The following is a 23,073-nucleotide window of genomic DNA, read 5'->3' on the forward strand; positions in this document are numbered from 1 at the left end:
TTAGCAATATAATGGTTAATAATTTAGCAATGAAATCATTCCTTTATCTTAGCAGTCACAAAAAAGGGATAAATTTTGGAGAACATTTCAGACAGCCGGCACAAAGGACGGGGGGCAAAATTCAATGCCGCCAACAAGTTTCTTGCGAACCAGTATGAGCCGGATGAGGACGCTTACCTGGAAGATGATGAGTTCCCGTCTCCGAAAATCAAAACCAAATACCTGGTTGAAAATGCCAAAAAAGTAATCAACGTGACGGACAGTCCGGATATGCGGGGGGCTTTGTATGTCAACCCATACCAGGGCTGTGAGCATGGCTGTATTTATTGTTATGCCCGCAATTCACACGAATATTACGGATACTCTGCTGGGATAGATTTTGAATCTAAAATAATGATCAAAAAGAATGCTGCAGAGCTGATAGAAAAGAAATTCATGTCCAAAAACTGGGTCTGTAAACCCATCAGCCTCTCAGGAAATACTGATTGCTACCAACCCGCAGAAAAGAAATTTAAAATCACCAGGCAGATTCTTGAAGTCTGCCTTAAATACCGGAATCCTGTCGGTGTGCTGACCAAAAACGCCCTGGTACTCCGGGATATTGATCTGCTTGAAAAAATGGCGGATTTGGGGTTGGTACAGGTACTTTTCTCTATCACCACATTCAACGAGGAACTCCGGCAGGCCATGGAGCCCCGGACGGTTACCGCAGACAGGCGACTGAAAGTCATGAAAAAACTGTATGATGCAGGTATTCCAGTGGGCGTCATGACCGCCCCGATCATACCTGGACTGAATGATCATGAAATCCCGAAGCTGGTTGAAGCCGCAGCAAATGCCGGGGCAGCTTTTGCGGGGTACACGGTGGTAAGGCTGAACGGTTCTATTGCCGTACTCTTTGAAGACTGGATCCGCACGGCTTTTCCGGACAAGGCCGACAAAGTGCTTCACCAGATTGCGGAATGCCACGGCGGCAAACTCAACGATTCACGGTTCGGATTGAGGATGTCGGGAGAAGGTCCGCTGGCTGAAAACATAAAATCAATGCACAGGATAGCCAGGGAAAGATACATGAAAGACCGGAGGCTCCCTCCTATGAATACTTCGGGTTTTATCCGTGACGGGCAACTGAATTTGTTTTAACCACATGACTAAAGGTAAAATCTTTAGGTTTTTTTAGGGTTAGATGTTAAATCTCCCCGGGAAATTTTCCGGGGTTATTTTTTATCCGGCGTTTTTAAGCAAAAAAAGCCACCCCATAAAATGAGGTGGTTTTAAGTTGACCCTATCCCTAACTACTAAAAAAACCAAAAGCTGTTCCTTAATCTGAACTCCACAGAACCAAGGTAGTCATCTTTTGTATAAACTTTAGCGGTGTAAACACCCGCTTTAAGCTTTTCTGAAACCGGCACATCAAAGGTGACTACATTTGAACCCTGGGCATAATCTACTACCTGGGTAGCATGCACCTGTACCGGTATAGTTTTTTCTATTGAATTAACACTTACTTCTTCATTCCAATTTTTCAGCGGCTCCATTTTCTCGTTAACAAGACTTAAGTAAACCGTTTGCTGATCTTTTACCCTTTCTTTCAGGTAAGTCGGAATGGTAAATGAAACTTTAACATTTTTTGTCTTTTTCGCTTTGGCGGTAAGTTTTTCATTACCTTTTGCAGATTCTACTTTGAAGTGGTCAGCCGGAGCTTCATAAATCACTTCTTTCAATTCAGCCTGCAATCCGTTATAATCATTGGTCAGCGTACCATATTTAGTTTCCCATTCTGAGATCTGTTGTTTCTGCTGAGCAATATTTTCTTCAAGAATCGGAATATTTTTCAACTCTTCTTCAAGTGCCAGTTTCATCTGTGTCAATTCAGCCAACTGAGTCTCTACAGCGGCCAGTTGTTGTTTCTGATCTTCAGAAAGCGTTTTCAACCCGGCGAACTCATTTCTCAGCCTGTTCAGTTGCCTGTTTTTCTCAGCAATTGAAGCATTAGCACTTTCAAGTTTTGCGGTTAATTCGTCAATATTCTTAGTTTTCTCAACCAACTTCACTGAATACGTCTCCACTTCATCTCTCAACTCGTTTCTTACAGTATTTAAGGAATCAATCCTGGCCTTGGCAACTGTATTTTTCGTAGTGTACTCATTTGCGTTCTGGTGCTCTATAACACCGTAGGCCAATGCTCCTGTAAATGCTAAACCTAACGCTCCGATCAGCCATGCAGATCTGTTACTTTCATTCGTGTTCATGATTGTGCTAGTTTAATTTAAAATTGTGATTTATTTTAGTGGTCAGTCCTTTCTGTTCTGCAGACGATTAATCCAGATTTCTCCTTTTTCGGTCACCTTATCCAGAAAACCTTTCAATATATTTCTGGAGATGGTGTATGTGTCGGATTCTTCGTCATAATAAATGGAAGCTGCGGGATCATTTTTATAATCAGAGATTCTGTTCAGCACCCTTGACTCGTAACGGGTCTGCCGGCCCTTCCTCCAGGAAGCTACAGCCACTGCCGCCGATACGATCCCAAGTCCTAAAAAGATTCTTCCTGTCGCCTTCATTTTGATTATGATTTAAAACTCAAAACATCAAATTGTCTACGCTTTAAGGGAAAAAAATAATGTTCCTGTGAAAAACCCAGCCCTTTTCCCCAAAAAATGCGAAACAAATTCCCCACTTTGTGGATTTTTGTTGAAATTCCACAATTCCACACCATCCTGTTTCTAAATGACTGATTATTTGAGAGCTTATTACTACTAGTACGTGGCAAACCTTATTTGGATGCTTAGAGTATTCAAAAATTCACTCCAGCGGAACGGATGTTTTAACAGGGAATGCAGAGGAAGCATTATGTCTTCTGATAAACAAGGGTAATTGCGACACACCATTACCCGGACTCTAAAATTTTCATATCCTAAATAATAACACTTATGACCACTGTAAGAAAAATTTCGACCCATAGCTTTTCAAAAGTTATGATGATACTGGCCACCATCTTCCTGATGTCGTCTTGTAATTCTTTGAAAAAACTGACAAGAGAACAAAAAGGAGCACTCATCGGTGTGGGAGCAGGAGCAGCAGCCGGAGCGGCCATTGGCTCAAAATCTAAAAATCCAGCTGTTTATGCCATTGTCGGATCTGCTGTCGGCGGCATCGGCGGGGCGGTAATCGGACGATATATGGACAAGCAGGCTGAAAAACTGGAAAGGGAACTCGGCAATACCGCGGAAGTTGAACGTGTGGGAGAAGGTATCAAAATCACAATGGACTCAGGTATTTTGTTTGCAACCGACTCTTATAATTTATCAGCCAAGTCTAAAAGCAGTCTTGAGAAACTGTCTGCCACATTAAAAGAATATCCTGATACCGAAATTCTGGTAGCAGGCCATACAGACAATACAGGCACAGAAGCCTATAACCTGAGGCTTTCTGAAAAAAGAGCAGACGCTGTTTCTGATTTTTTATCTGCCAATGGTGTGAAACGCACCCGTCTTGTTGTAAAAGGTTACGGAGAATCAGCTCCTTCTTTTGACAACAACACAGAATCGGGACGTGACAAAAACAGAAGAGTGGAGATGGCTATCGTGGCCAACGACAAGTTGAAAAAAACAGCTAAATCAGAAGAATCCGTCTCACAGAATAATTAATAACATAAACCACTAAATTTTCAAAATCATGAAAAATCTCATTATTGCTTTCGTTACCCTATTGAGCGTCAACTGTGCCTTTGCACAAAACAAGAAGATTACGACCGGGATCAAGTTCGGTGCCAATTTATCACAGATTAAAAGTGACGGCAAAGGCCAGGCTTATTTTGAAAATGACGAAACCCGTTCAGTAGGTTTCACAGGGGGTGTATTTGCCCGTTTCGGAAATAAATTCTTTATCCAGCCGGAGATCATGATATCAACCAAAGGAGGTAAACTGACCGTCTTTGAAAGTGCACTTTTTGACACCAAAAAAACCATTGATTATCGTTCTACCTATCTTGATTTCCCGGTGTTGGTGGGGGGTAAAATAGGTGATGTGGTCAGATTGAATGTCGGACCGGTAGCCACTTTCCTGATCAACCAGGATGGTAAATTTAAAGATAACTTCAATGAAGAAAATGAACCGGCTTTCAGTAAGGCCATCCTGGGCTACCAGGCTGGTGTAGGGTTTGATATCGGCAGAATCAACCTGGATATGAGGTATGAAGGAAATGTCAACGATGTATTCAACATTGATTACAACGACCAGCAAACTGCTTCAAAGTTTGCCGCCAAAGGAAACCTCTTCCTTTTCACCGTCGGGTTTGCGTTTTAAATTGTTTAAGTTAATATATACCTCAGAAAGCCACCGGGATGATCCCGGTGGCTTTTTTAATGAGTATCGGGTAGAGAAAACCGTTTTCCCTTGTCTGTGTTTCTCACAAGTGTGCGTACCCAAGCCTTTCAAGGTCAGTTATATCTTTGGTAAGGTGAGTTTTGCCGTTGACAAGCACGTAAAGGTCGTCGCAGATATCTACCACCTGCCTGAACATGTGGTCGGTAATCAGGATGCCTTTGTTTTCCTTTTCAGAAAGGATCAGTTGTCTGATTTTATCGATGTGTAAGGGCATTACATGGGTGAACGGCTCGTCCATCAGTACAAACCTGGTTTTGGAGGTCAGGATCACATACATTTCTATCAACCGCCGCTCTCCTCCTGAAAGCGTCTTAATGGCCGTTTTCTGACGCCCTGCAAATTCGGGCATAAACGCTTCAAGACCGGAATAGTCTGCTTCAAAATCAGAAAATATCCTTTCGAGGCTCAACGATCCGGGAATAAAATTAAACTGCGGAAGGTAGCTTATCAGGTGTGGGGAGTTGCACCCCAGGATATTATAAACCTTGTCAAATCTCACAGACCTGTTGTCTGTTTTCATCTGACCGTAAATGATTCTCATCAGGCAGCTTTTCCCGGCACCGTTCCTGCCCAGCAGGCCCGTCACTTTGCCGGTCTCACATTTGAGATAAATATCTGACAGTATACTCCTGTTACTGAACTCCATGGAAATGCCATCGGCTTCAAGAATATGCTTCATTGGCTGCGATAAAGTAGGTATAAAATGGTAAGAAACAGGATGAAATCAAAACTGAAGGTAACGGTGAACAGCAACTTTTTTGAAAGACCGAGGTTCTGGTAATAATAAAACTCCTTCTGCTTATACGAACTCGTAAAATAGTAGATGATCCCGAGTGTGAATACCTTGAACCAGAACAGCGAGGAGAAGGTAACCACACCATATCTTTTGAAGATATCATAACAACAGTAGGTGATTACCGAAGAAACAAACAGGAAATTATAATAAAAGGTAATGATCAGTCTTATTTTCTTCATAGTTTTTGGTCGCGTTGGAAAAACGGATATGCCGTGACCGCCGGGCATCGAAAAAACATTTCTTTTCCCTTCGTGCATTCTCCGGCTTCCGTACCCCTTTTCTCCCATAAATATACGCTTCGCAAAACCGGTATTATCCTGCTGAAGAGCATATTAAGAAACTTTAAGATTTCTCCCAAAAACAAAAACCGTTATCAAGTCATTTCTGATCCCAACAACGGCTTTGCAATCTAACCTAATCAAATATTATCTTCCGGCTCGTCTCTCGAGTTCTGCTCTTTTCAAAGTAATTAAATGTCCGATAGGTTTTCCTGCCCTGTAAGTAACCACACGAAGGGTTATCGGCCCGTCCGGTAGCTCAACAGTCTTGTCGAATTTTGTTGAGAACTGGTCCGGCATCGTATCATCAATAGAATAAAAAATGTCCAGACCCGGCACTTCCGATTCAAGGGTCAGCGTCAGTTTTCCGTCATTGACAGAAGTTTTCACAATCGCATCGTACATCGCTTTTGAGTAATTGACTTCTTTGATATCCGAACGTTCAAAATGGGTCTCTACTCTCTTTACAAAATTCTCCCAGTTTTTTGATTCCTTCGGCGACCAGAAAATGTCAGCCAAAGCCCATCCACGCGGGTAGGTCATGTATTCCGCATACCTCAGTGTAGGAATCTGCTCCGTCCAGAGGTTGCCTTGTCCACCCAGGATTCTTTTCGGATCAACCCCATCAGGAACGGGCTCGAAACTGTAGCTTTTGCTGAGTCTTAAACCGGCATAAATAGGCGGATCAACCGAATTCTCTCCCTGGTTATAGTCAATGTAGGCAAATGTAGTCGGTGTCATGATCACATCATGGCCCATATGTGCGGCTTCAATTCCTCCTTTCACACCTCTCCAGCTCATCAGTGTCGCTTCAGGAGAGATGCCGCCTTCCAGGATTTCATCCCAGCCCAGAAATTTCTTGCCTTTGCTTTTAAGTATTTTTTCCACCCTGTTCATAAAGTATCCCTGAAGGTCTTCTACATGTCTGATGCCCAGTTTTTTCATGAGTGCCTGGCACCCCGGATCTGCCGCCCAGTAGCCTTTGTAGCATTCATCACCCCCCACATGGATATATTTGCCCGGAAATAAATCTGCCACTTCTGTGAATACCTTGTCCAGAAACTCATACACTTTCTCATCCGACGGGTTAAGGGTATTCTCAAAATTCACTTTAAAAGTACCGTTGCCGTACCAGTCTGCAATTGAAATGCCGGGGTTAACAAAAGTTTTCGGGTCTTTTTTGGTACTCAGCTCAGGATAAGCCGCAATAGCCGCCATGCTATGTCCCGGTACATCTATTTCAGGAACAATGGTCACGTTTCTTTCCGCTGCATATTTAACGATCTCACGGATATCTTCATGGGTATAAAAACCTCCGACAGTCGCTTTTTCACCCGGTTTAGGGGCAGGCAGCCTGCTGCCGAAATGGCCCGAACGGGGTACACGCCATGCTCCCACTTCTGTCAGTTTAGGCAATGATTTGATCTCGATTCTCCAGCCCTCATCATCGGTCAGGTGCCAGTGAAAAACGTTGTATTTCAGTTTTGATATCTCATCGATGTATTTTTTGACGTCTTCTTTCACAAAGAAATTACGGCTCACGTCGAGCATGATCCCTCTCCAGCTAAAACGCGGATAATCAGTAATTTTAACCGCAGGAACAGTCCAGGCCACTTTCGCCACCGACTTGCTTTCCACTTCTTTCGGAAACAACTGAAGCAAGGTCTGAACCCCATAATATAATCCGGCAGTTTGATTGGCAGATAATTTTACGGTTTTAGGTGTCACTTCCAGGGCGTATCCTTCGCTTCCCAGCTGTGTATTTTCAGCAGTATTGAGGCTTATCGCAATAGCATTGGCAGCCCCCGGATTAGCCTGTTTTGCCGCCAGGTTAAAGCCGCTCACAAGGCTGAGTTTTTGTGAAAGGGCCTCAGCATAAGACTTGCTCTCAGGCTTATCGTATGTAAAAACTGTATTTTTATTTAAAGTAAAACTCCCGGACCGGGTCAGAACTTCGACAGGTTGAGGAATAATGTGGATTGGATTATTCTGAGCACGGGCTGCTCCAAATGCCAGCAAGAGGACAATGAGTTGAATTTTCTTCATGAATGCTTGAAATAATTACGGGTAAAGATTGAATTTGTTAACCAAAAATAATGATTTATTTCGAAAAGCAATGGCTAGTTTTTAAATTTTTTTAAAAATAACAATTCCCTTCCTGCTGCGTTAATTAGGTTAATTAAAGAAAAAGTTGACTAATATCATTTTACAAAAGAAGCAGATCGCTTTAGTTTGGAAATTAAAAGAATTGGAGGCTGTCTTGAAACCATTTTCTAACCGGAATGGTTTTTTAAAGAAGTACAGAGTACAATGAATATCTTACTTTTCTTATTTGTAGAACTTTCATGATTATATTTTATGCAGCTATTACCCATAGACAGACGAAGTAATCTGAGCCGCGAGGAATTCATCGAAAATTACCTTAAACCAAAACGTCCCGTTGTTTTTACGGATCTGGCAAAAGACTGGCCGGCTCTCAGTAAGTGGACTTTTGAATGGCTCAGAGATAACCACGGAGATTTGGAGGTTCCTCTTTTCGACAACAATGTTCATAACTCAAAAAGTTATTACCAGGCCGCAAAAACCATGCGTTTCGGTGATTATCTCAGCTTAATCGAAAAAGGTCCCAGCGATCTCAGAATATTCTTATTCGACATTTTCAAAAAAGCCCCTGAGCTCAAAAGCGATATCCGCTTCCCGACCATCATGGACGGCTTTCTGAAAAGTTACAAGTTTATGTTTTTCGGAGGTCAGAACTCCGTTGTGAACCTGCATTACGACATGGATTGCTCCCATGTTTTTCTGACACAGTTCCAGACCAGGAAACAAATCATCCTGTTTTCTCCGGAAGACAGTGAGAAAATCTACCACCACCCGTACACTGTGCAGAGCCACATTGATCCGCTTAAACCGGATTATGAGAAGTTTCCGGCACTTAAAAATGTAAAGGGGTATGAAGCCATTATCGGTCACGGAGAAACGATATTCATGCCTTCACTCTGGTGGCATTATATCAAATATGTGGACGGTGGTTTCAGTGTAGCCTTAAGAGCCAATGACTCTGTATTTACACAGGTGAGAGGCGGTTATAACCTGGTTCGTCATACCGTTATCGACAAAGGGATGAATTTCCTGATGGGTGAAAACTGGAAAAAATGGAAAGAAAAGAAAGCCATTGAAAATGCACAGGAAGCCTTGAAAGAAGAAGCCTGAGCATAAAACTTCATTAAAAGTCCTCATCTGAAATCTGTTCAGGTGAGGATTTTTCTTTTACCGGAGTTTGCTGGGATTCCATTGTCCTCACAATTTTTTCGAGGTTCATGCTTCTTGCAGAGGCATCAAAAATCTCACGGTACACCCCCTCATCAGCATACAGCGTTTCATGCGTGCCGTGCTCTGCCAGACGGCCTTTCTGCAGCACGTAGATCTCATCGGAATCAATGATTTGTGACAGGCTGTGTGAAATGACAATCACGGTCCTGTTGGCTTTTATGGCATCCAGACTGATCCTGATCTGTTCCGTGGCGATGACATCCAGGCTGGCGGTGGGCTCGTCCAGGATAATGATCGGCGGGTTTTTCAAAAACAGACGGGCTATCGCAATGCGTTGTTGCTGTCCTCCGGACAAGGTGTGGGCATCGGACTCATATTTTTTGGGCAACTCCATGATCTGATCGTGCAGGTACGCTTTTTTGGCGGCCTCCTCCACCTCTTCAAAAGTGGCCTTCATTTCTCCATACCTGATGTTCTCTTCGATAGTACCTTTAAAAATATGATTCTTCTGCAGCACCATCCCGATGTCACTTCTGAGCACATCGGTGTCATAATCCTGGATATTGACACCATCCAGCAGGATCTCTCCGGAATCAGGTAAATAGAATTTGGTCAGCAATTGCACGAGGGTCGACTTGCCCGCTCCCGACACACCCACCAGGGCGGTGGTCTTGTTTTTCCGGATGACCATACTGATGTCATGCAGGGCCTTCATGCCATTCGGATAAGTGAAATTCACATTCCTGACCACGAAATCCCCTGCTATGTTTTCAGGATGATAATGGCCGCTCAGCTCCTTTTCATCCTCGGCATCCAGCACCTGGAAAAAACCCTCCGAGTAAACGAGGGCTTCGTTAAATTCGTCGTAAATCCTGTGGAGTTGTTTGATCGGGGCTGACACGTTACTGAACAACATGATATGGAACATAATAGCTCCGATGGACATTTTCTGATCCAGAACCAGGTAGATGGTCAGGATAATGATCAGAACCACACCTATCTGCTCCACAAAACTTTTGAGCCCGTCAAAGAGGAAATTGCTCTGCCTGGTCTTTAATTGCAGCCTCACGAGGGACTGTTGCAGCCCATATTGCTTGATCTCCTCATATTGTTCCCTCACAAATGACTTGATGACCACGATGGCATCAATGATGTTGACCAGGCCGCTGTTCTTTTGTTCCCTCTGTCTTCTCAGGTTTATTCTTACCCCTTTCAGTTTATTGGCCTGCACAATGCTGATCCAGAAATAGACCGGCAAAATCGTAACGGCTACCAAACCGACATAGACATTGGCCGAGAACATGAAGATCAGGGCTACGATGGCATTGGCAAACAAAGGGAAAATATCTATAAAGATGTTCTGGATCAGTTTGGTGAGGCTTTCAACCCCTCTGTCGATCCTGGTCTGAAGTTTCCCGGTCTGGTTTTCATTGTCCGTAAAAAATGCCAGGCGGTAAGACAGTATCCTTTGAATCGCGTTCTGGGCCAGCTCGCTGGAAACATTGATGCGGATTTTTTCTCCGTAAAACTTCTGCCCGAACTGAATCAGGGAGTTGATGATTTCTTTGCCGAACAAAATGGCGGATATCATGAAAAGCAATGAAATACCATCTTTCAGACCCTTGCCCTCGTTGAGCATTGTCTGCACCGAATCTACAGTATAACGAAGAACAACCGGGTTGACCTGGGCTGCCAGTGAGCCGATGAGCGTTAAAAGCAAAGTAAGAGCCACCAGTTTGTTATTGGGCTTTACATAAGGTCTGAGACGTTGAATAACCTGCCAGAAGTTCATATTTAATTCTTTGTGGAAAATATTAAAAGTAAGAATATTATGTTAAAGTTTCGGGATCTGCCGTTAATTTTCAATCCTTCCTGCTCCGCAATGCGTTTATATAGTCATTCAGACACTTACCGATATGATAAAACTAAGCTTTTTTCTTTTAATAACGGGTCTTGTTTCCTGCGAAGCAAAAGAAAACCAGGAGATGATTCAAACCACACCTGTCAGTCCGGGCCCCCAGGCTAAATACAGCTACCTGGCCCTGGGTGACAGTTATACCATCGGCCAGAGTGTGCCGGCGGATCAGTCTTTCCCGTATCAGCTGCAAAAAAAACTGCAAATGAACGACAGGCCCGTGGGAGAACCGTTTATTATTGCCCGGACTGGCTGGACCTGTGATGACCTTATGTCATCCATCAATGCCCAGGTTAAAGCCGGTGATCAATATCAGCTGGTGACGCTGCTTATTGGGGTAAATGACCAGTACAGGGGATATAATATCAAAGATTATCCGGCCAGATTCAAAGCATTGCTGCAAAAAGCCGTCAGCCTGGCAGGAAACAATCCGCAAAATGTGATCGTGGTGTCTATCCCTGACTATGGGGCCACGCCTTACGGAGCGGGAAGTGCTGCTGCCATCGGCAAAGAAATCGATGCCTATAATGCCATCAACAAGACCATTTCTGAAGAATTGCTGGTCAACTATGTCAACATTACGGATATCTCAAGAATGGGTCTTTCTGACCCTGAGCTGGTGGCCAGGGATGACTTACACCCTTCCGGAAAAATGTACGGGTTGTGGATAGACAGAATCCTTCCTGTGGCCATTAAAATATTGAAATAAGTCCTTTTAACGCAACTCGGGAATCTGGATACCGGTGATTTTCCGGTAGAGATCAATGGCATATAAATCTGTCATTCCGGAAATAAAATCTACGACAGCCTGGAGGTTATGGTAAAGAGGCTCATCTGGATGAATACCAAACTGAGCGGGCACCACCAGCAGTATTTTCTTTGATTTGGCCAGTTTAGGGTTCAGAACGGCCCTGACAAACTCCTTAAGCAAACCCCCAATAACATGGTAACCGGCGATCTCGATCTCTATGACCGATTTGTGGTTATAGATTTTACGAACAGAGACTTCATCAATCTTCTTCAAAAGAGCGATCGAACGTTCATCCACGAGGTCAATCAGGGACTTATTAAGTTTGCCGTTGAGCAAGGCTTCCTCGTTTTCTATAAAAACCTCCGTGCATTTTTTGGTCAGAAAATTGATCAGCATGGCTCTTAACAAGGAAAGCTGCTGTTTTTCATCCTCAATTTCAGCTATTTTTTTGTGCAGGTAGTCATTTTCCTGCTCCCCTTCAAAAAACGGCAGCAACAAGTCCTTCGTTTGCTCTATGCTGATAATATTCAGCCTGAAGGCATCCTCCAGGTCTATGATCCGGTAACAGATATCATCTGCGGCCTCTACGAGAAAAACAAAGGGATGACGGGCATAGGTGTTTTTGGCTTCGTCGATGATGTTGATCCCCAGTTCTTCTACAATCTCTTTATAATACGTTATTTCAGAGTCAAAAAAACCGGATTTTTTCGTGGAGATGAGTCCTGTTTCTTTCTTAAAACCATGGGTAGAATCTACAGGGTATTTGATGATGGAAGCCAGTGTAGTGTAGGTCAGTTTCAGGCCCAGTTTCAGGAAAATCCTGGTTAAAATCCTGAAAGCATTGGCATTGCCTTCAAACCACCGGAAGTCGTTCAACTGGTTTTCAGTCAGTTCTTTTTCAATGACTGCCGCCTGTTCAGGATCCAGCTCATTAAAGAAAGTCCTGATGGCCTCTTCTCCCGAATGCCCGAAAGGCGGGTTGCCGATGTCATGGGCAATACAGGCCGTCTGGATCACATCAGAAAGCTCAAACCGGTAAAAATTATGGGTGTTTTCTGAAAATTCTTCTTTGTATTTTTCGCTTAGTTTTTCGCCGACGGCCCTGCCGAGTGAGCGGCCCACTGAGGCTACCTCGAGGCTGTGAGTGAGCCGGTTATGCACAAAAACAGCACCCGGCAAAGGGAATACCTGTGTTTTGTTTTGCAGTCTTCTGAATTGCGAAGAAAAAATCAGGCGGTCATAATCACGCATGTAATCTCCCCGGATTTCGTCTCTCTGCTGTCTGTTACTTGACCCGAAGCGTTTATTTGAAAAAAGTGTCTGCCAATTCATAAATGGGAATAATGGGTGATGAAGCTGTTGTGGTTTCAAAGCTCTCTTTTTTCTATTTCTTTACGGATGACATTCACGATAACCTCCTCCACTTTATCCTCTTTGATGGATAGTATCGCAAAAACCAGGATGTAGACGCCCAGCATGATGGCGTAGCCTGCCCACGAACTTCCGATCCACTGGTTAAGTAAAACGGCAATGAGTATGCTGGCAAAAATGATAATGGCAAAAAGTACAAGAAAAGTGAACAATTTAATTAAAAACTGAGCGGCCAGGCCTTCGAGCTTTTCCTGGATTTCAATTTTCTTCAGCTCAAATTTGGCTTCTACCAGCCTCACCAGGTTGTCTTTTAACTCTCCGAAATTGAAGTATTCCGAAATCTTACTTTTTATTCCCATGATCTTATGTTGTTAAACAGCGTCTACATTGACGACAAACTGTACAGATTTAAATTGCTTTTCAGCGGCTAAATTTACTAATTCTTCTTTTAGCAATTGCTTTGTGGCTTTGATATTTAATTTATCCTTCTCCAGTTTGAGCCAGACTTCAAACAAAAATTTGTTGCGGATCCGCTCTACCAGCGATTTTTCCGGGCCTAAAACCCTGTCTTTTCCCAACCTTGCCGCCAGCTGATTCGCCAGCCTTCCTGCTGCCTGGTGGGCCAGCACCTGGTCTACGTCTTTTATCGTGATTTCGATAATTCTTGAGAAAGGCGGATAATTGAAAGCTTCTCTTTCCTGTATCTCCGTGTCATAAAAACCCACGTAATCATTGTTCAGGATAAACTGAAGAATCGGGTTCTGCGGGCTTCCGGTTTGTATGAGCACTTCGCCGTGTTTATCTCTTCGTCCGGCCCTGCCGCTCACCTGGGTAATCATCTGGAATGCTTTTTCACCCGCTCTGAAGTCGGGAAAATGGATCATCTTATCTGCATTGAAAATCCCGACGAGGCTCACATTGTCAAAGTCAAGTCCTTTGGAAACCATCTGGGTACCCACGAGAATATCGGTCTGCCCTTCTTCAAACTCCCCGATGATCTGCTGGTAAGCATTCTTGGTCCGCGTGGTATCAAGGTCCATTCTCCTGATGATGGCCTCAGGGAAAATCTCCTTGAGGTCATCTTCTATTTTTTCGGTCCCTACGCCTACGGTCTTCAGTCTTGTTGAGCCGCAATCCGGGCAGGTTTTGGGAGCCGATTCTTTATGTCCGCAATAGTGGCAAACCAGCTGACCGCTGTTGAGGTGATAGGTCAGACTGACGGCACACTGGTCGCAGGAACCAATCCAGTTACACTCCTCACAATTCATGTACGGAGCATACCCGCGACGGTTCTGAAATATAATGGTTTGTTCTTTTTTGCTGAGATTGTCGCTGATGGCCTGGTACAGCCGGCTTGAAAACTCCAGCTTCATGGTTTTGTTCTTTTTTTCAGCCTTCAGGTCTATCAGCTGAATGTCAGGCAATTGTGCATCGCCAAATCTGCGAAGCAATTCTACCAGGCCATATTTCCCCTGCTTAGCCTGATAATAAGACTCAAGGGATGGTGTGGCAGAACCCAGTAAAACTTTCGCATTTTGCTTGATACCCAGCATGATGGACACGTCTCTGGCATGGTATCTCGGGGCAGGGTCAAATTGTTTATAGGACGACTCATGTTCCTCATCCACAATGATCAGTCCGAGGTTTACAAAAGGTAAAAAGATAGCGGACCTTACTCCGACAACAAACTGGAAACGGCCTTCCAGGATACCTTTCCATACTTCAACGCGTTCGTTATCTGAAAATCTGGAATGATATACGCCCATTTTATCCCCGAAAACCTTACGGAGCCTTCCGACAATCTGAGTGGTCAAGGCGATTTCGGGCAGCAGAAGCAGTATCTGCGAGCCGCCTTCCATGACTTTCTGGACCAGGTCAATATAAACTTCCGTCTTACCGCTACCTGTGATCCCGTGAAACAAGACGACGTCTTTGCTTTTAAACTGGTCTATGATGCCGTTGACGGCCTTGTCCTGGTGTTCTGTCAGTTGAATGTCCTGGGCCTCAAAATCCCCGCCCTCTTCCAGCCGGCTGATGACGACTTCAAATTCTTCCAGGATGCCTTTTTCAAGCAGGGTTTTCAATGACGAGTCAGAAATCTCCCCTTTTTTCAATAAGGATTTGTCAACACCGTGGGCATTTTTTGTCAGAAGGTCATTGAGCGGAACATGATTCAGATATTCCAGGATCACCTCCTGTTGCTTGCTCGTTTTTTCCAGGCGTTCTATCAGGTTCAGAATTTCCTCAGAGCCTTCATAGACTCTTTTCAGCCTGACTTTCTTAACAATCTTCGGTTTGTATTTTTCCTTAACCTCCTCAAACAGGATGATGGCATGTTTGGCAGTGAGGTCCTTGATCGTTTTATTGATATTTTTACTGCTGACCAGCCGGGCTACCTCCTCATAATTGAGCGAGTCCTGGTCCTGCAGCAAGGCTACGAGCCTTTTTTCATCGTCGTCCAGTAATTCGGGATTGGCAAAGTCAGGATTATACTGGATTTTTGACTGGCTCGATATCTTCAGTCCCGAAGGCAAAGCAACATTCATAACCTCGCCCACATTACACATATAGTACTCGGCAATCCAGTTAAACAGCCACAGCTGCCCTGAAGTAACCACCGGTTCGAGGTCTAATAATTCCAGGATGTATTTGGCTTTATATTTGGCCGGGGGTGACTGGTGCACTTTAGCTATAACGGCCGTCACTACCCTTGACTTTCCGAATTCCACGACGATCCTCGACCCAACCCTCACCAGATCAGACAATTCCCGCGGAACCCTGTAAGTAAACAGCTGTGGAATAGGCACAGGTAAAACCGCATCTACAAAACACGTTATTTCCTCTTCAAAAAGTACCTGCTCCGAATCCATCTGTTTGATAAGTTTAAACCACGGCAAATATAATGATCAACAGCCTTGAAAATCCAAAACAGAGATCTGATCGTAAATAATAGAACGATATTCATCGATTTATAAATCCCTGTTCTCCGGTCAGCGTATTAAACGTACCGGAATTGTAAAAGAAATGAGGTATTTTGTTTAAATATATTTACAGTTAATTAAACAAATAATGAACAAAAGAACCCTCTTTAAGACCACCAAATCAATTGATTTAACCATAAATCATTAAATTTAACTACCTAATTGCCATCATGTAAACAAAAATAAAAGAAAACTCTTTTTATTTTGTTTAATCTTTTATACTTTTGATTCAACAAAATAAAAATCTATGACAGCAATAGAATTTAATTATGCCATTTGTAATACATCAAGAACCCTCAGGTCTTTTGCCATAAGACTTACGAAAGATGTTGATGATGCCAACGACTTATTGCAGGATACGCTGGTAAAAGCTTTTCTGAACAGGGAAAAGTACCTTGACGGTACCAATCTCAAAGCATGGCTATATACCATCATGAAGAATACCTTCATTACTAATTATCAGCGGATGATCCGTAAAAATACCTTCATTGATAATTCTGAAAACCTTCATTACCTCAACAGCTCTGCAGCGATGATTGAGAACGGAGCCTATTCAAAATTTGCCTTGGAGGATATTCACAAGGCCTTAAACTCACTCGATACGGTTTACAGTGACCCTTTTATGATGTATTTCAACGGCTACAAATACCACGAAATTTCGGATAAGCTGGAGATCCCGATCGGAACCGTTAAAAACAGGATTCATATAGCGAGGAAAGAGCTGAAAGACCAACTGAAGATTTACGAAAATGCATTGGGCTGAACAGAAATTATAACCATGAAAATCTATTTGTTAAGTAGTTTTGAGGTGTAAAGAGTGACAAATCGAAAAGGTTGCCTGTTTAATCAGACAACTTTTTTTATCTTGTCAATATCAAATAATCAATTTTTATGAAAAAGAAAGTAATCGTTATAGGATCAGGATTTGCAGGTCTGGCCGCCGCCACAAAACTTGCAGATCAGGGCTATGCCGTTACCATTCTTGAAAAAAATGAAAGTCCCGGGGGCAGAGCCCGGATTTTTGAGGCTGAAGGCTTCAGGTTTGATATGGGGCCGAGCTGGTACTGGATGCCCGACGTTTTTGAGCGTTATTTTGCAGAATTCGGCAAAAAACCTTCTGATTATTACCAGTTGGTCAGACTCGACCCTTCTTATAAGGTCATCCTGGCAGAACATAAAGAAATCGACCTTCCTGCCGGCATCGCTTCATTAAGGGCACTGTTTGAAGAAATGGAGCCGGGTTGCAGTGAAAAATTTGACCGGTTTCTGACCGAATCGGAGTATAAATACAAAGTGGGTATCGGTGAGTTTGTCTGGAAACCCTCGCTTTCCATCCATGAGTTCTTTGATTTCAGACTGCTTTCCAAAGCCCTGAGTCTTGACTTGTTCGCTTCATTCGGAAAACACATCCGGAAGTTTTTCAGCCATGAAGACATCCTGAAAATCATGGAGTTTCCGATTCTTTTCCTGGGGGCCACTCCTCAGAATACGCCCGCCTTATACAGCCTGATGAACTATGCAGAAATAGCCCTGGGCACCTGGTATCCTATGGGCGGCATGCACAAAATCATAGAAGGCATGGTGGCACTGGCCCATGAAAAAGGGGTGAAAATCATTTGCAACCAGGCCGTCACCGGCATCGAGGTAGACAAAGGCAAAGCCCGTAAAGTACACACCGTGACGGCTACTTATGACGCTGACATTGTGGTGGGCGGGGCCGATTACCACCATATTGAAAAACACCTTCTCACAGAGGAATACAGGAATTATTCAGACAAATACTGGGATAAGCGGGTCATGGCCCCTTCATCTCTGCTGTTTTATGTGGGTGTCGGCAGGAAAATAGATAAGCTGACCCATCACAATCTTTTCTTTGATGAAGATTTTGACCTGCATGCGGATGAAATTTATACGCATCCGAAATGGCCGACGAAACCGCTCTTTTATGTGTCTGCTCCTTCGGTGACGGATGCCTCTGTGGCTCCGGAAGGTTCTGAAAATTTATTCATCCTGATCCCGGTGGCTCCTGATCTGGACGATGAGGAAGCAACAAGGGAAAAGTATTTCGAAATTGTCATGAACAGGCTGGAGAAGTTTGTGGGGCATGAAATCCGCTCTCATATGGTGTTCAAACGGAGTTTTGCGGTGAGCGACTTCAAAAAAGAATACAATTCATTTAAAGGAAATGCTTACGGACTGGCCAATACACTCCGCCAGACGGCCATCCTGAAACCGTCGCTTAAAAACAATAAGGTCTCCAATTTGTTTTATACGGGACAGCTCACAGTACCCGGCCCGGGCGTACCGCCTTCCCTGATCTCGGGTCTTGTGGTGGCAGAGGTAATCGTGAGAGAATGGGGCGGGGGCTCACTTATTCCGGATCAAAAAGAGGTACTTCAAGTCACAAACTAAGGATTTTTCAATCAAAACTGACTAAAAACTATGTTCTCACTATATGAAAAAACAACTTTCGGATGCAGTAAACTCATCACTGAGCAATACAGCACTTCTTTTACCCTGGGCATCAAAACCCTGGACAGGAAGTTTCACGATCCGGTTTTTGCCATTTATGGTTTTGTCAGATTTGCTGATGAAATAGTAGATACTTTCCACGATTTCGACAAGAAGAAACTGCTTGAAAGATTTAAGCACGATACCTACCAGGCCATAGAAGAGGGTATCAGCCTTAACCCGGTGTTGCATTCATTTCAGAAGGTGGTCAGACAATATGGCATTGATCTTTCCCTGATTGAATCTTTCCTTTACAGCATGGAAATGGACCTGAACAACACCGCTTATGACCCTAAAGAATATAACGAGTACATTTTCGGATCTGCCGAGGTAGTCGGTCTGATGTGTCTTAAAGTATTTTGTGAAGGGGATGAAAAGCTATATGATCAACTGCAGGCCGATGCCCGCAGCCTTGGGGCGGCATTTCAGAAAGTCAATTTCCTGAGGGACATACAAAGTGATTTTGTGGAAAGGGGCAGGGTTTATTTTCCGGGGATCAATTTTAACGACTTCAGCATAGATGCTAAAAAAGCCATTGAAGAAGACATACAGAAAGACTTTAACCTGGCTTACAGGGGCATTACCGGCTTGCCTGCCGGAGCCAAAAGGGGGGTGCACCTCGCCTATCTGTACTATCTGAAGCTTTTCAAAAAGATACAAAACACCTCTGCCAATAAAATACAAAGTACCAGGATCCGGGTGTCTGACAGCGTAAAATTTACATTGCTGGCCAGGACACTGGTGATGGATAGTTTCAGGGCTATTTCTTAAGCTTTTGCTGCTGCCAGTTCGGCTTTCAGGAAATACCCTGTATAGCTACCTTTGACCTTCGCGACGTCTTCAGGCGTACCCTCTCCGATGATCGTTCCTCCTTTATTTCCCCCTTCAGGGCCCAGGTCTATCACGTGGTCCGACACTTTGATGACGTCCAGGTTATGTTCAATGATCAGGATGGTGTTGCCTTTATCTGCGAGTTTCTGCAGCACATCCAGCAGTTTCCTGATGTCCTGGAAGTGTAGTCCGGTGGTAGGTTCATCAAGAATATAGAGCGTTTTCCCTGTATCTTTCTTCGACAATTCCTCAGAGAGTTTTACCCTCTGGGCTTCTCCTCCTGAGAGCGTCGTGGCATGTTGTCCCAGTGTAATATAACCCAGTCCCACATCGAATAAAGTCTGAACTTTACGATTGATCCGGGGCTGATGTTCAAAGAACGGGATGGCTTCTTCTACCGTCATGTCCAGTATGTCCGAAATAGATTTGCCTTTGAACCTCACCTCCAGTGTTTCCCTGTTGAATCGCTTGCCTTTACAGGTTTCACACAGCACGTGCACATCCGGCAGGAAGTCCATTTCGATTTTCTTCATCCCGGCTCCTTCACAGGTTTCGCACCTTCCGCCTTTTACATTGAACGAAAACCTGCCCGGCTTATAGCCCCTGATCTTGGCCTCAGGAAGTTCTGCAAACAAAGCCCTGATGTCGGTAAACATACCGGTGTAGGTGGCAGGGTTACTTCTCGGCGTACGGCCGATAGGTGACTGGTCTACTTCTATGACTTTATCGATAAATTCCAATCCTTCTACTTTCTTGTATTCCAGCGGCTCTTTCTTAGACCTGAAAAAATGATGGTTCAGGATCGGGAACAAGGTTTCATGAATCAGCGATGACTTGCCGCTTCCGCTCACACCCGTCACCGAAATCATCTTGCCCAGCGGAAGTTTCAACGTCACATTTTTGAGGTTGTGTCCGTTAGCTCCCTTGATCTGCAACACGTTTCCGCTGCCTTTTCTTCGTTCTTTCGGAACGTCAATATTAATCCTGCCGCTCAGATAGTTGGCGGTTGTGCCTCCTTTTTCAATAAATTCTGCGGGGGTTCCCTGGCTCACGACCCGGCCACCATGACGGCCTGCCCCGGGGCCTATATCCAGGATATAGTCCGACTCCAGCATCATGTCTTTGTCGTGTTCCACTACCAGGACAGTGTTTCCGAGATCACGAAGGTCCTTGAGGGCTTTGATCAGTTTCACGTTGTCTCTCTGGTGCAACCCGATACTCGGCTCATCCATGATGTACAAGACCCCTACCAGTTGGGTACCGATCTGTGTGGCCAGACGAATCCTCTGTGCTTCTCCGCCCGAAAGTGTTTTCAAAGCCCTGTTCAGGGTCAGGTAATTCAGTCCTATGCCCACCAGGAATCCGATTCTTTTCCTGATTTCCTTTAATATTTCTTTGGCAATGAGATTTTGCCTGTCTGTAATGCGTTCTTCAATGTTATCAAACCAGTCGGCCAGTTCGCTCACATCCATTTCAGCCAGATCGGAGATGTTTCTTTCTGCTATTTTAAAATGAAGTGATTCTTTTCTCAGTCTTGCCCCGTTACAATCCGGGCAGGTCCTGATGGTCATAAAGTCTTTCAGCCAGTCCTGGATCTTCTCGTTGTCAGAATCCTGCTGTCTCTTTAAAAAGGTAATCACCCCTTCAAAACTGGTGTTCCAGTCCGTTCCGGGATATTTTTTGGAGGGTACGGCAATCGGTTCTTCACTGCCATACAGAATAGTCTTCAAAGCTTCTTCCGGCAGTTTTTCAATAGGCGTGCTGATCGACATTTTCTCTGCCTTAAGAATCACCTCAATCTGTTTGAAAATCCACAGGTCCCGGTATTCTCCCAGCGGAGCGATTCCGCCGCGACTGATACTCAGTGATTTATCAGGAATGATCGATTCTTCGGTCACTTCTTCGATCACACCCAGGCCATTGCAGGTAGGGCAGGCCCCGTAAGGTGAGTTAAAAGAAAACGAGTTAGGTGAAGGCTCTTCATAACTGATTCCTGATTCAGGATCGGTGAGGTTTTGTGACAGGTACTGGACATTGTTCTTTTCATCCAGCAAAAGCATGGAACCTTTACCCAGTTTCAGAGCCGTTCCTACAGACTGGCTGACCCTGTACCTGTCGTCTTTTTTAGCGACGATCCGGTCAACAACAATTTCAATGTCATGTATCTTATACCTGTCAACCTGCATTTTGGACGTAACATCCAGTATTTCGCCGTCTACCCTCACTTTGGCGTAGCCCATTTTGGCGATCTGAACAAAAAGCTCACGGTAATGCCCTTTACGGCCTTTAACCAATGGTGCCAGCAAGGTTATTTTCTGCCCCTCATACTGCTCAAATATCATGTCGATGATCTGATCGTGCGTTTGCTTGATCATCGGCTTGCCTGTCATGTAGCTGTAGGCAATTCCCGCACGGGCATACAAAAGCCTCAGGAAGTCATATATTTCGGTGGTAGTCCCTACGGTAGACCGCGGGTTTTTTGACGTCGTTTTCTGTTCAATGCTGATGACCGGAGAAAGCCCGTTGATCTTGTCAACATCCGGACGCTCCATGTCGCCTATGAAACTTCTGGCATAGGCCGAAAAACTCTCCATATAACGCCTCTGCCCTTCAGCATAAATGGTGTCAAAGGCCAGGGAAGATTTCCCGCTGCCGCTGATGCCGGTAACCACGACCAGTTTGTTCCTGGGAATCGTTACATCTATGTCTTTTAAATTGTGTTCTCTGGCACCGTAAACCTCAATTTGTTCATGCCCGGTGAGTTCTATATCGTTAAGCTTATTTTCTGCCACAAGAATTATATATCAGAATTTATTTTTTCCAGATTCAAAATTAACAATTTTTAGAGAAGCCATAAGCCTATTATTTGAAAATTAGGCTTTAAGCCCGGTATTTTCCAATATTGCTACGAAATTTAGCTTAAATCACGACTTTGTCAAAACCATGTTCTCCAGGCACAGGGCCAGTTCGTGGGCTTCACACTTCCAGTTGATCCTCGTCAGCGGCGACCCGGCCATGCTCTTCAACAGCAGGTGATCATAAGGACCCAGCAGAGCCCCGATAAACGAATAAAACTTCGACTGGCCCTTGAGGTTCCATTCCGCGTCAATCAGATATTCATAACTTATATCGTATTTTTTATCCCTGACACCGAACTTCCATAATGCGGTTGATATCAGCACTTTATTCATCAGCAGCTTTTCCTTTTCAAACAATTCCTTTGCCGCGGCAATCAAATAAGTCCTGGTTTCTGCCAAAACTGGGATATGAAATTTGAACATCAGCCTGGCCAGGTGATAAATGATCAGTGGCGGGGTAGCATAATGCCGGGCGGTTTTAAACGGATGAGTAATGATCTCATTGCTGACGATCCTATTTTTCATCCACTGCAGGGTGTTTTCATCTGTCTGGTTCAAGGGAATGCCGTTTCTGAAAATCCAGTACATCAGGTGACACAAAGCACAGATGTCCTGCTCATGTGGCATGTTTTTGCCAAACCAGGTAGAATAAATCCGGTCCGGTCCGGTATGCTTTTCCAGCTTTTCTTTCAGCCACAGGTTTTGCTCCTCCGAGTGCCCCAGGTTCATGTAAATCAGGGCCGTATCGTCAATATCATCCGGAAGCCGGAAATGATCCATGTGTCTGAAAATATAACCGTAAGGGAAATGTCCCGAGGGCTTTGTTTTCCAGAAATTATAGGTCTCCAGTCCGTCTTTATTCCTGTATCTGACATAAACCTGCTTTGCTTTTTCAGCAACGGAAGAGATTATATTCTGCTGATTTACAGGCAAAAGTTCCCGGATCTCATTCAATAAAAAAACGACGGAAGCCGTCCCGAAAACACTATCATCCGCTCTTTTGTAAAACCAGTTTTTGTTTTCCCTTACCGACAAAAACAGCCCTTCCCCCTGGCCTGAGGCCGGGCCGGTTTGCATGGATACTATTTTGGAAATAACCTGGGGGATCACTTTGACTTA

19 protein-coding genes are annotated in these 23,073 nt (G+C 44.2%); 8 read left to right on the forward strand and 11 right to left on the reverse strand.

Annotated elements, in window-relative coordinates:
* The first annotated feature begins 84 nt into the window (after positions 1–84).
* Positions 85–1,143 carry a PA0069 family radical SAM protein gene (locus tag GVN16_RS15785; RefSeq protein ID WP_166565061.1) on the forward strand — a complete coding sequence of 353 codons (1,059 nt, stop codon included), beginning with the start codon at positions 85–87 and terminating at the stop codon, positions 1,141–1,143.
* A 155-nt stretch (positions 1,144–1,298) separates the two neighbouring features.
* On the opposite strand, the gene GVN16_RS15790 is transcribed toward GVN16_RS15785, so the two are convergent.
* Both GVN16_RS15790 and GVN16_RS15795 read right to left on the reverse strand, forming a co-directional pair.
* Complete coding sequence (locus tag GVN16_RS15790) at positions 1,299–2,252, reverse strand: hypothetical protein (protein ID WP_166564878.1); 954 nt, start codon at positions 2,250–2,252, stop codon at positions 1,299–1,301.
* Between the two features lie 42 nt (positions 2,253–2,294).
* Positions 2,295–2,564: a hypothetical protein gene (locus GVN16_RS15795; protein WP_166564879.1), complete on the reverse strand. Its 270-nt coding sequence runs from the start codon at positions 2,562–2,564 to the stop codon at positions 2,295–2,297.
* Between the two features lie 369 nt (positions 2,565–2,933).
* Here GVN16_RS15795 and GVN16_RS15800 point away from each other — a divergent pair, with 369 nt between their 5' ends.
* On the forward strand, positions 2,934–3,650 hold the full coding sequence (locus tag GVN16_RS15800) for an OmpA family protein (RefSeq protein WP_166564880.1): 717 nt from the start codon (positions 2,934–2,936) through the stop codon (positions 3,648–3,650).
* A 28-nt stretch (positions 3,651–3,678) separates the two neighbouring features.
* Complete coding sequence (locus GVN16_RS15805) at positions 3,679–4,308, forward strand: porin family protein (protein WP_166564881.1); 630 nt, start codon at positions 3,679–3,681, stop codon at positions 4,306–4,308.
* A 103-nt stretch (positions 4,309–4,411) separates the two neighbouring features.
* On the opposite strand, the gene GVN16_RS15810 is transcribed toward GVN16_RS15805, so the two are convergent.
* From GVN16_RS15810 to GVN16_RS15820, 3 genes are all read right to left on the reverse strand, one after another.
* Positions 4,412–5,068, reverse strand: coding sequence for an ATP-binding cassette domain-containing protein (locus tag GVN16_RS15810; RefSeq protein ID WP_166564882.1), 657 nt, complete (start codon positions 5,066–5,068; stop codon positions 4,412–4,414).
* Positions 5,065–5,364 carry a hypothetical protein gene (locus GVN16_RS15815; RefSeq protein WP_166564883.1) on the reverse strand — a complete coding sequence of 100 codons (300 nt, stop codon included), beginning with the start codon at positions 5,362–5,364 and terminating at the stop codon, positions 5,065–5,067. Before GVN16_RS15815 ends, GVN16_RS15810 begins: the two co-directional genes overlap by 4 nt.
* Before the next feature lie 246 nt (positions 5,365–5,610).
* Positions 5,611–7,509: a beta-N-acetylhexosaminidase gene (locus GVN16_RS15820; protein ID WP_166564884.1), complete on the reverse strand. Its 1,899-nt coding sequence runs from the start codon at positions 7,507–7,509 to the stop codon at positions 5,611–5,613.
* 312 nt (positions 7,510–7,821) lie between these two features.
* On the opposite strand from GVN16_RS15820, the gene GVN16_RS15825 reads away from it, so the two are divergent.
* Entirely contained in the window at positions 7,822–8,676 is an 855-nt protein-coding gene (locus tag GVN16_RS15825; protein ID WP_166564885.1) for a cupin-like domain-containing protein, read from the forward strand.
* A gap of 13 nt (positions 8,677–8,689) precedes the next feature.
* Here GVN16_RS15825 and GVN16_RS15830 read toward each other — a convergent pair whose 3' ends face one another.
* A complete protein-coding gene (locus GVN16_RS15830; protein ID WP_166564886.1) occupies positions 8,690–10,528 on the reverse strand; it encodes an ABC transporter ATP-binding protein in 1,839 nt (612 codons plus the stop codon).
* Positions 10,529–10,652: 124 nt separating this feature from the next.
* Between GVN16_RS15830 and GVN16_RS15835 the strand changes: the two genes are divergently transcribed.
* A complete protein-coding gene (locus tag GVN16_RS15835) occupies positions 10,653–11,360 on the forward strand; it encodes an SGNH/GDSL hydrolase family protein (protein WP_166564887.1) in 708 nt (235 codons plus the stop codon).
* A gap of 6 nt (positions 11,361–11,366) precedes the next feature.
* Here GVN16_RS15835 and GVN16_RS15840 read toward each other — a convergent pair whose 3' ends face one another.
* Genes GVN16_RS15840 through priA form a run of 3 tightly spaced genes read right to left on the reverse strand, consistent with a single transcriptional unit; the run spans position 11,367 to position 15,643 of the window.
* Positions 11,367–12,734 carry a deoxyguanosinetriphosphate triphosphohydrolase gene (locus tag GVN16_RS15840; RefSeq protein ID WP_166564888.1) on the reverse strand — a complete coding sequence of 456 codons (1,368 nt, stop codon included), beginning with the start codon at positions 12,732–12,734 and terminating at the stop codon, positions 11,367–11,369.
* Between the two features lie 35 nt (positions 12,735–12,769).
* Positions 12,770–13,132 (reverse strand): phage holin family protein, encoded by a 363-nt coding sequence (locus GVN16_RS15845; RefSeq protein WP_166564889.1) that lies wholly within the window; start codon positions 13,130–13,132, stop codon positions 12,770–12,772.
* 12 nt (positions 13,133–13,144) lie between these two features.
* Positions 13,145–15,643: a primosomal protein N' gene (gene priA / locus GVN16_RS15850; RefSeq protein ID WP_166564890.1), complete on the reverse strand. Its 2,499-nt coding sequence runs from the start codon at positions 15,641–15,643 to the stop codon at positions 13,145–13,147.
* A 358-nt stretch (positions 15,644–16,001) separates the two neighbouring features.
* Here priA and GVN16_RS15855 point away from each other — a divergent pair, with 358 nt between their 5' ends.
* From GVN16_RS15855 to GVN16_RS15865, 3 genes are all read left to right on the forward strand, one after another.
* Positions 16,002–16,517: an RNA polymerase sigma factor gene (locus GVN16_RS15855; protein ID WP_166564891.1), complete on the forward strand. Its 516-nt coding sequence runs from the start codon at positions 16,002–16,004 to the stop codon at positions 16,515–16,517.
* 128 nt (positions 16,518–16,645) lie between these two features.
* Positions 16,646–18,166: an NAD(P)/FAD-dependent oxidoreductase gene (locus tag GVN16_RS15860; RefSeq protein ID WP_166564892.1), complete on the forward strand. Its 1,521-nt coding sequence runs from the start codon at positions 16,646–16,648 to the stop codon at positions 18,164–18,166.
* Positions 18,167–18,196: 30 nt separating this feature from the next.
* Positions 18,197–19,036, forward strand: coding sequence for a phytoene/squalene synthase family protein (locus tag GVN16_RS15865; RefSeq protein ID WP_166564893.1), 840 nt, complete (start codon positions 18,197–18,199; stop codon positions 19,034–19,036).
* Here GVN16_RS15865 and uvrA read toward each other — a convergent pair.
* Complete coding sequence (gene uvrA / locus GVN16_RS15870; protein WP_166564894.1) at positions 19,033–21,888, reverse strand: excinuclease ABC subunit UvrA; 2,856 nt, start codon at positions 21,886–21,888, stop codon at positions 19,033–19,035. The genes GVN16_RS15865 and uvrA overlap by 4 nt on opposite strands.
* Positions 21,889–22,020: 132 nt before the next feature.
* On the reverse strand, positions 22,021–23,031 hold the full coding sequence (locus GVN16_RS15875) for a hypothetical protein (RefSeq protein ID WP_166564895.1): 1,011 nt from the start codon (positions 23,029–23,031) through the stop codon (positions 22,021–22,023).
* Positions 23,032–23,073 lie beyond the last annotated feature (42 nt).

The sequence above is a fragment of the Emticicia sp. CRIBPO genome (genome assembly GCF_009905725.1).
GTDB lineage: Bacteria > Bacteroidota > Bacteroidia > Cytophagales > Spirosomataceae > Leadbetterella.

Coding starts and splice junctions, on each gene's coding strand:
- GVN16_RS15790 (WP_166564878.1), bottom strand. CDS start 2,252: ATGAACACGAATGAAAGTAACAGATCTGCATGGCTGATCGGAGCGTTA.
- GVN16_RS15795 (WP_166564879.1), bottom strand. CDS start 2,564: ATGAAGGCGACAGGAAGAATCTTTTTAGGACTTGGGATCGTATCGGCG.
- GVN16_RS15800 (WP_166564880.1), top strand. CDS start 2,934: ATGACCACTGTAAGAAAAATTTCGACCCATAGCTTTTCAAAAGTTATG.
- GVN16_RS15805 (WP_166564881.1), top strand. CDS start 3,679: ATGAAAAATCTCATTATTGCTTTCGTTACCCTATTGAGCGTCAACTGT.
- GVN16_RS15810 (WP_166564882.1), bottom strand. CDS start 5,068: ATGAAGCATATTCTTGAAGCCGATGGCATTTCCATGGAGTTCAGTAAC.
- GVN16_RS15815 (WP_166564883.1), bottom strand. CDS start 5,364: ATGAAGAAAATAAGACTGATCATTACCTTTTATTATAATTTCCTGTTT.
- GVN16_RS15820 (WP_166564884.1), bottom strand. CDS start 7,509: ATGAAGAAAATTCAACTCATTGTCCTCTTGCTGGCATTTGGAGCAGCC.
- GVN16_RS15825 (WP_166564885.1), top strand. CDS start 7,822: ATGCAGCTATTACCCATAGACAGACGAAGTAATCTGAGCCGCGAGGAA.
- GVN16_RS15830 (WP_166564886.1), bottom strand. CDS start 10,528: ATGAACTTCTGGCAGGTTATTCAACGTCTCAGACCTTATGTAAAGCCC.
- GVN16_RS15835 (WP_166564887.1), top strand. CDS start 10,653: ATGATAAAACTAAGCTTTTTTCTTTTAATAACGGGTCTTGTTTCCTGC.
- GVN16_RS15840 (WP_166564888.1), bottom strand. CDS start 12,734: ATGAATTGGCAGACACTTTTTTCAAATAAACGCTTCGGGTCAAGTAAC.
- GVN16_RS15845 (WP_166564889.1), bottom strand. CDS start 13,132: ATGGGAATAAAAAGTAAGATTTCGGAATACTTCAATTTCGGAGAGTTA.
- priA (WP_166564890.1), bottom strand. CDS start 15,643: ATGGATTCGGAGCAGGTACTTTTTGAAGAGGAAATAACGTGTTTTGTA.
- GVN16_RS15855 (WP_166564891.1), top strand. CDS start 16,002: ATGACAGCAATAGAATTTAATTATGCCATTTGTAATACATCAAGAACC.
- GVN16_RS15860 (WP_166564892.1), top strand. CDS start 16,646: ATGAAAAAGAAAGTAATCGTTATAGGATCAGGATTTGCAGGTCTGGCC.
- GVN16_RS15865 (WP_166564893.1), top strand. CDS start 18,197: ATGTTCTCACTATATGAAAAAACAACTTTCGGATGCAGTAAACTCATC.
- GVN16_RS15875 (WP_166564895.1), bottom strand. CDS start 23,031: ATGCAAACCGGCCCGGCCTCAGGCCAGGGGGAAGGGCTGTTTTTGTCG.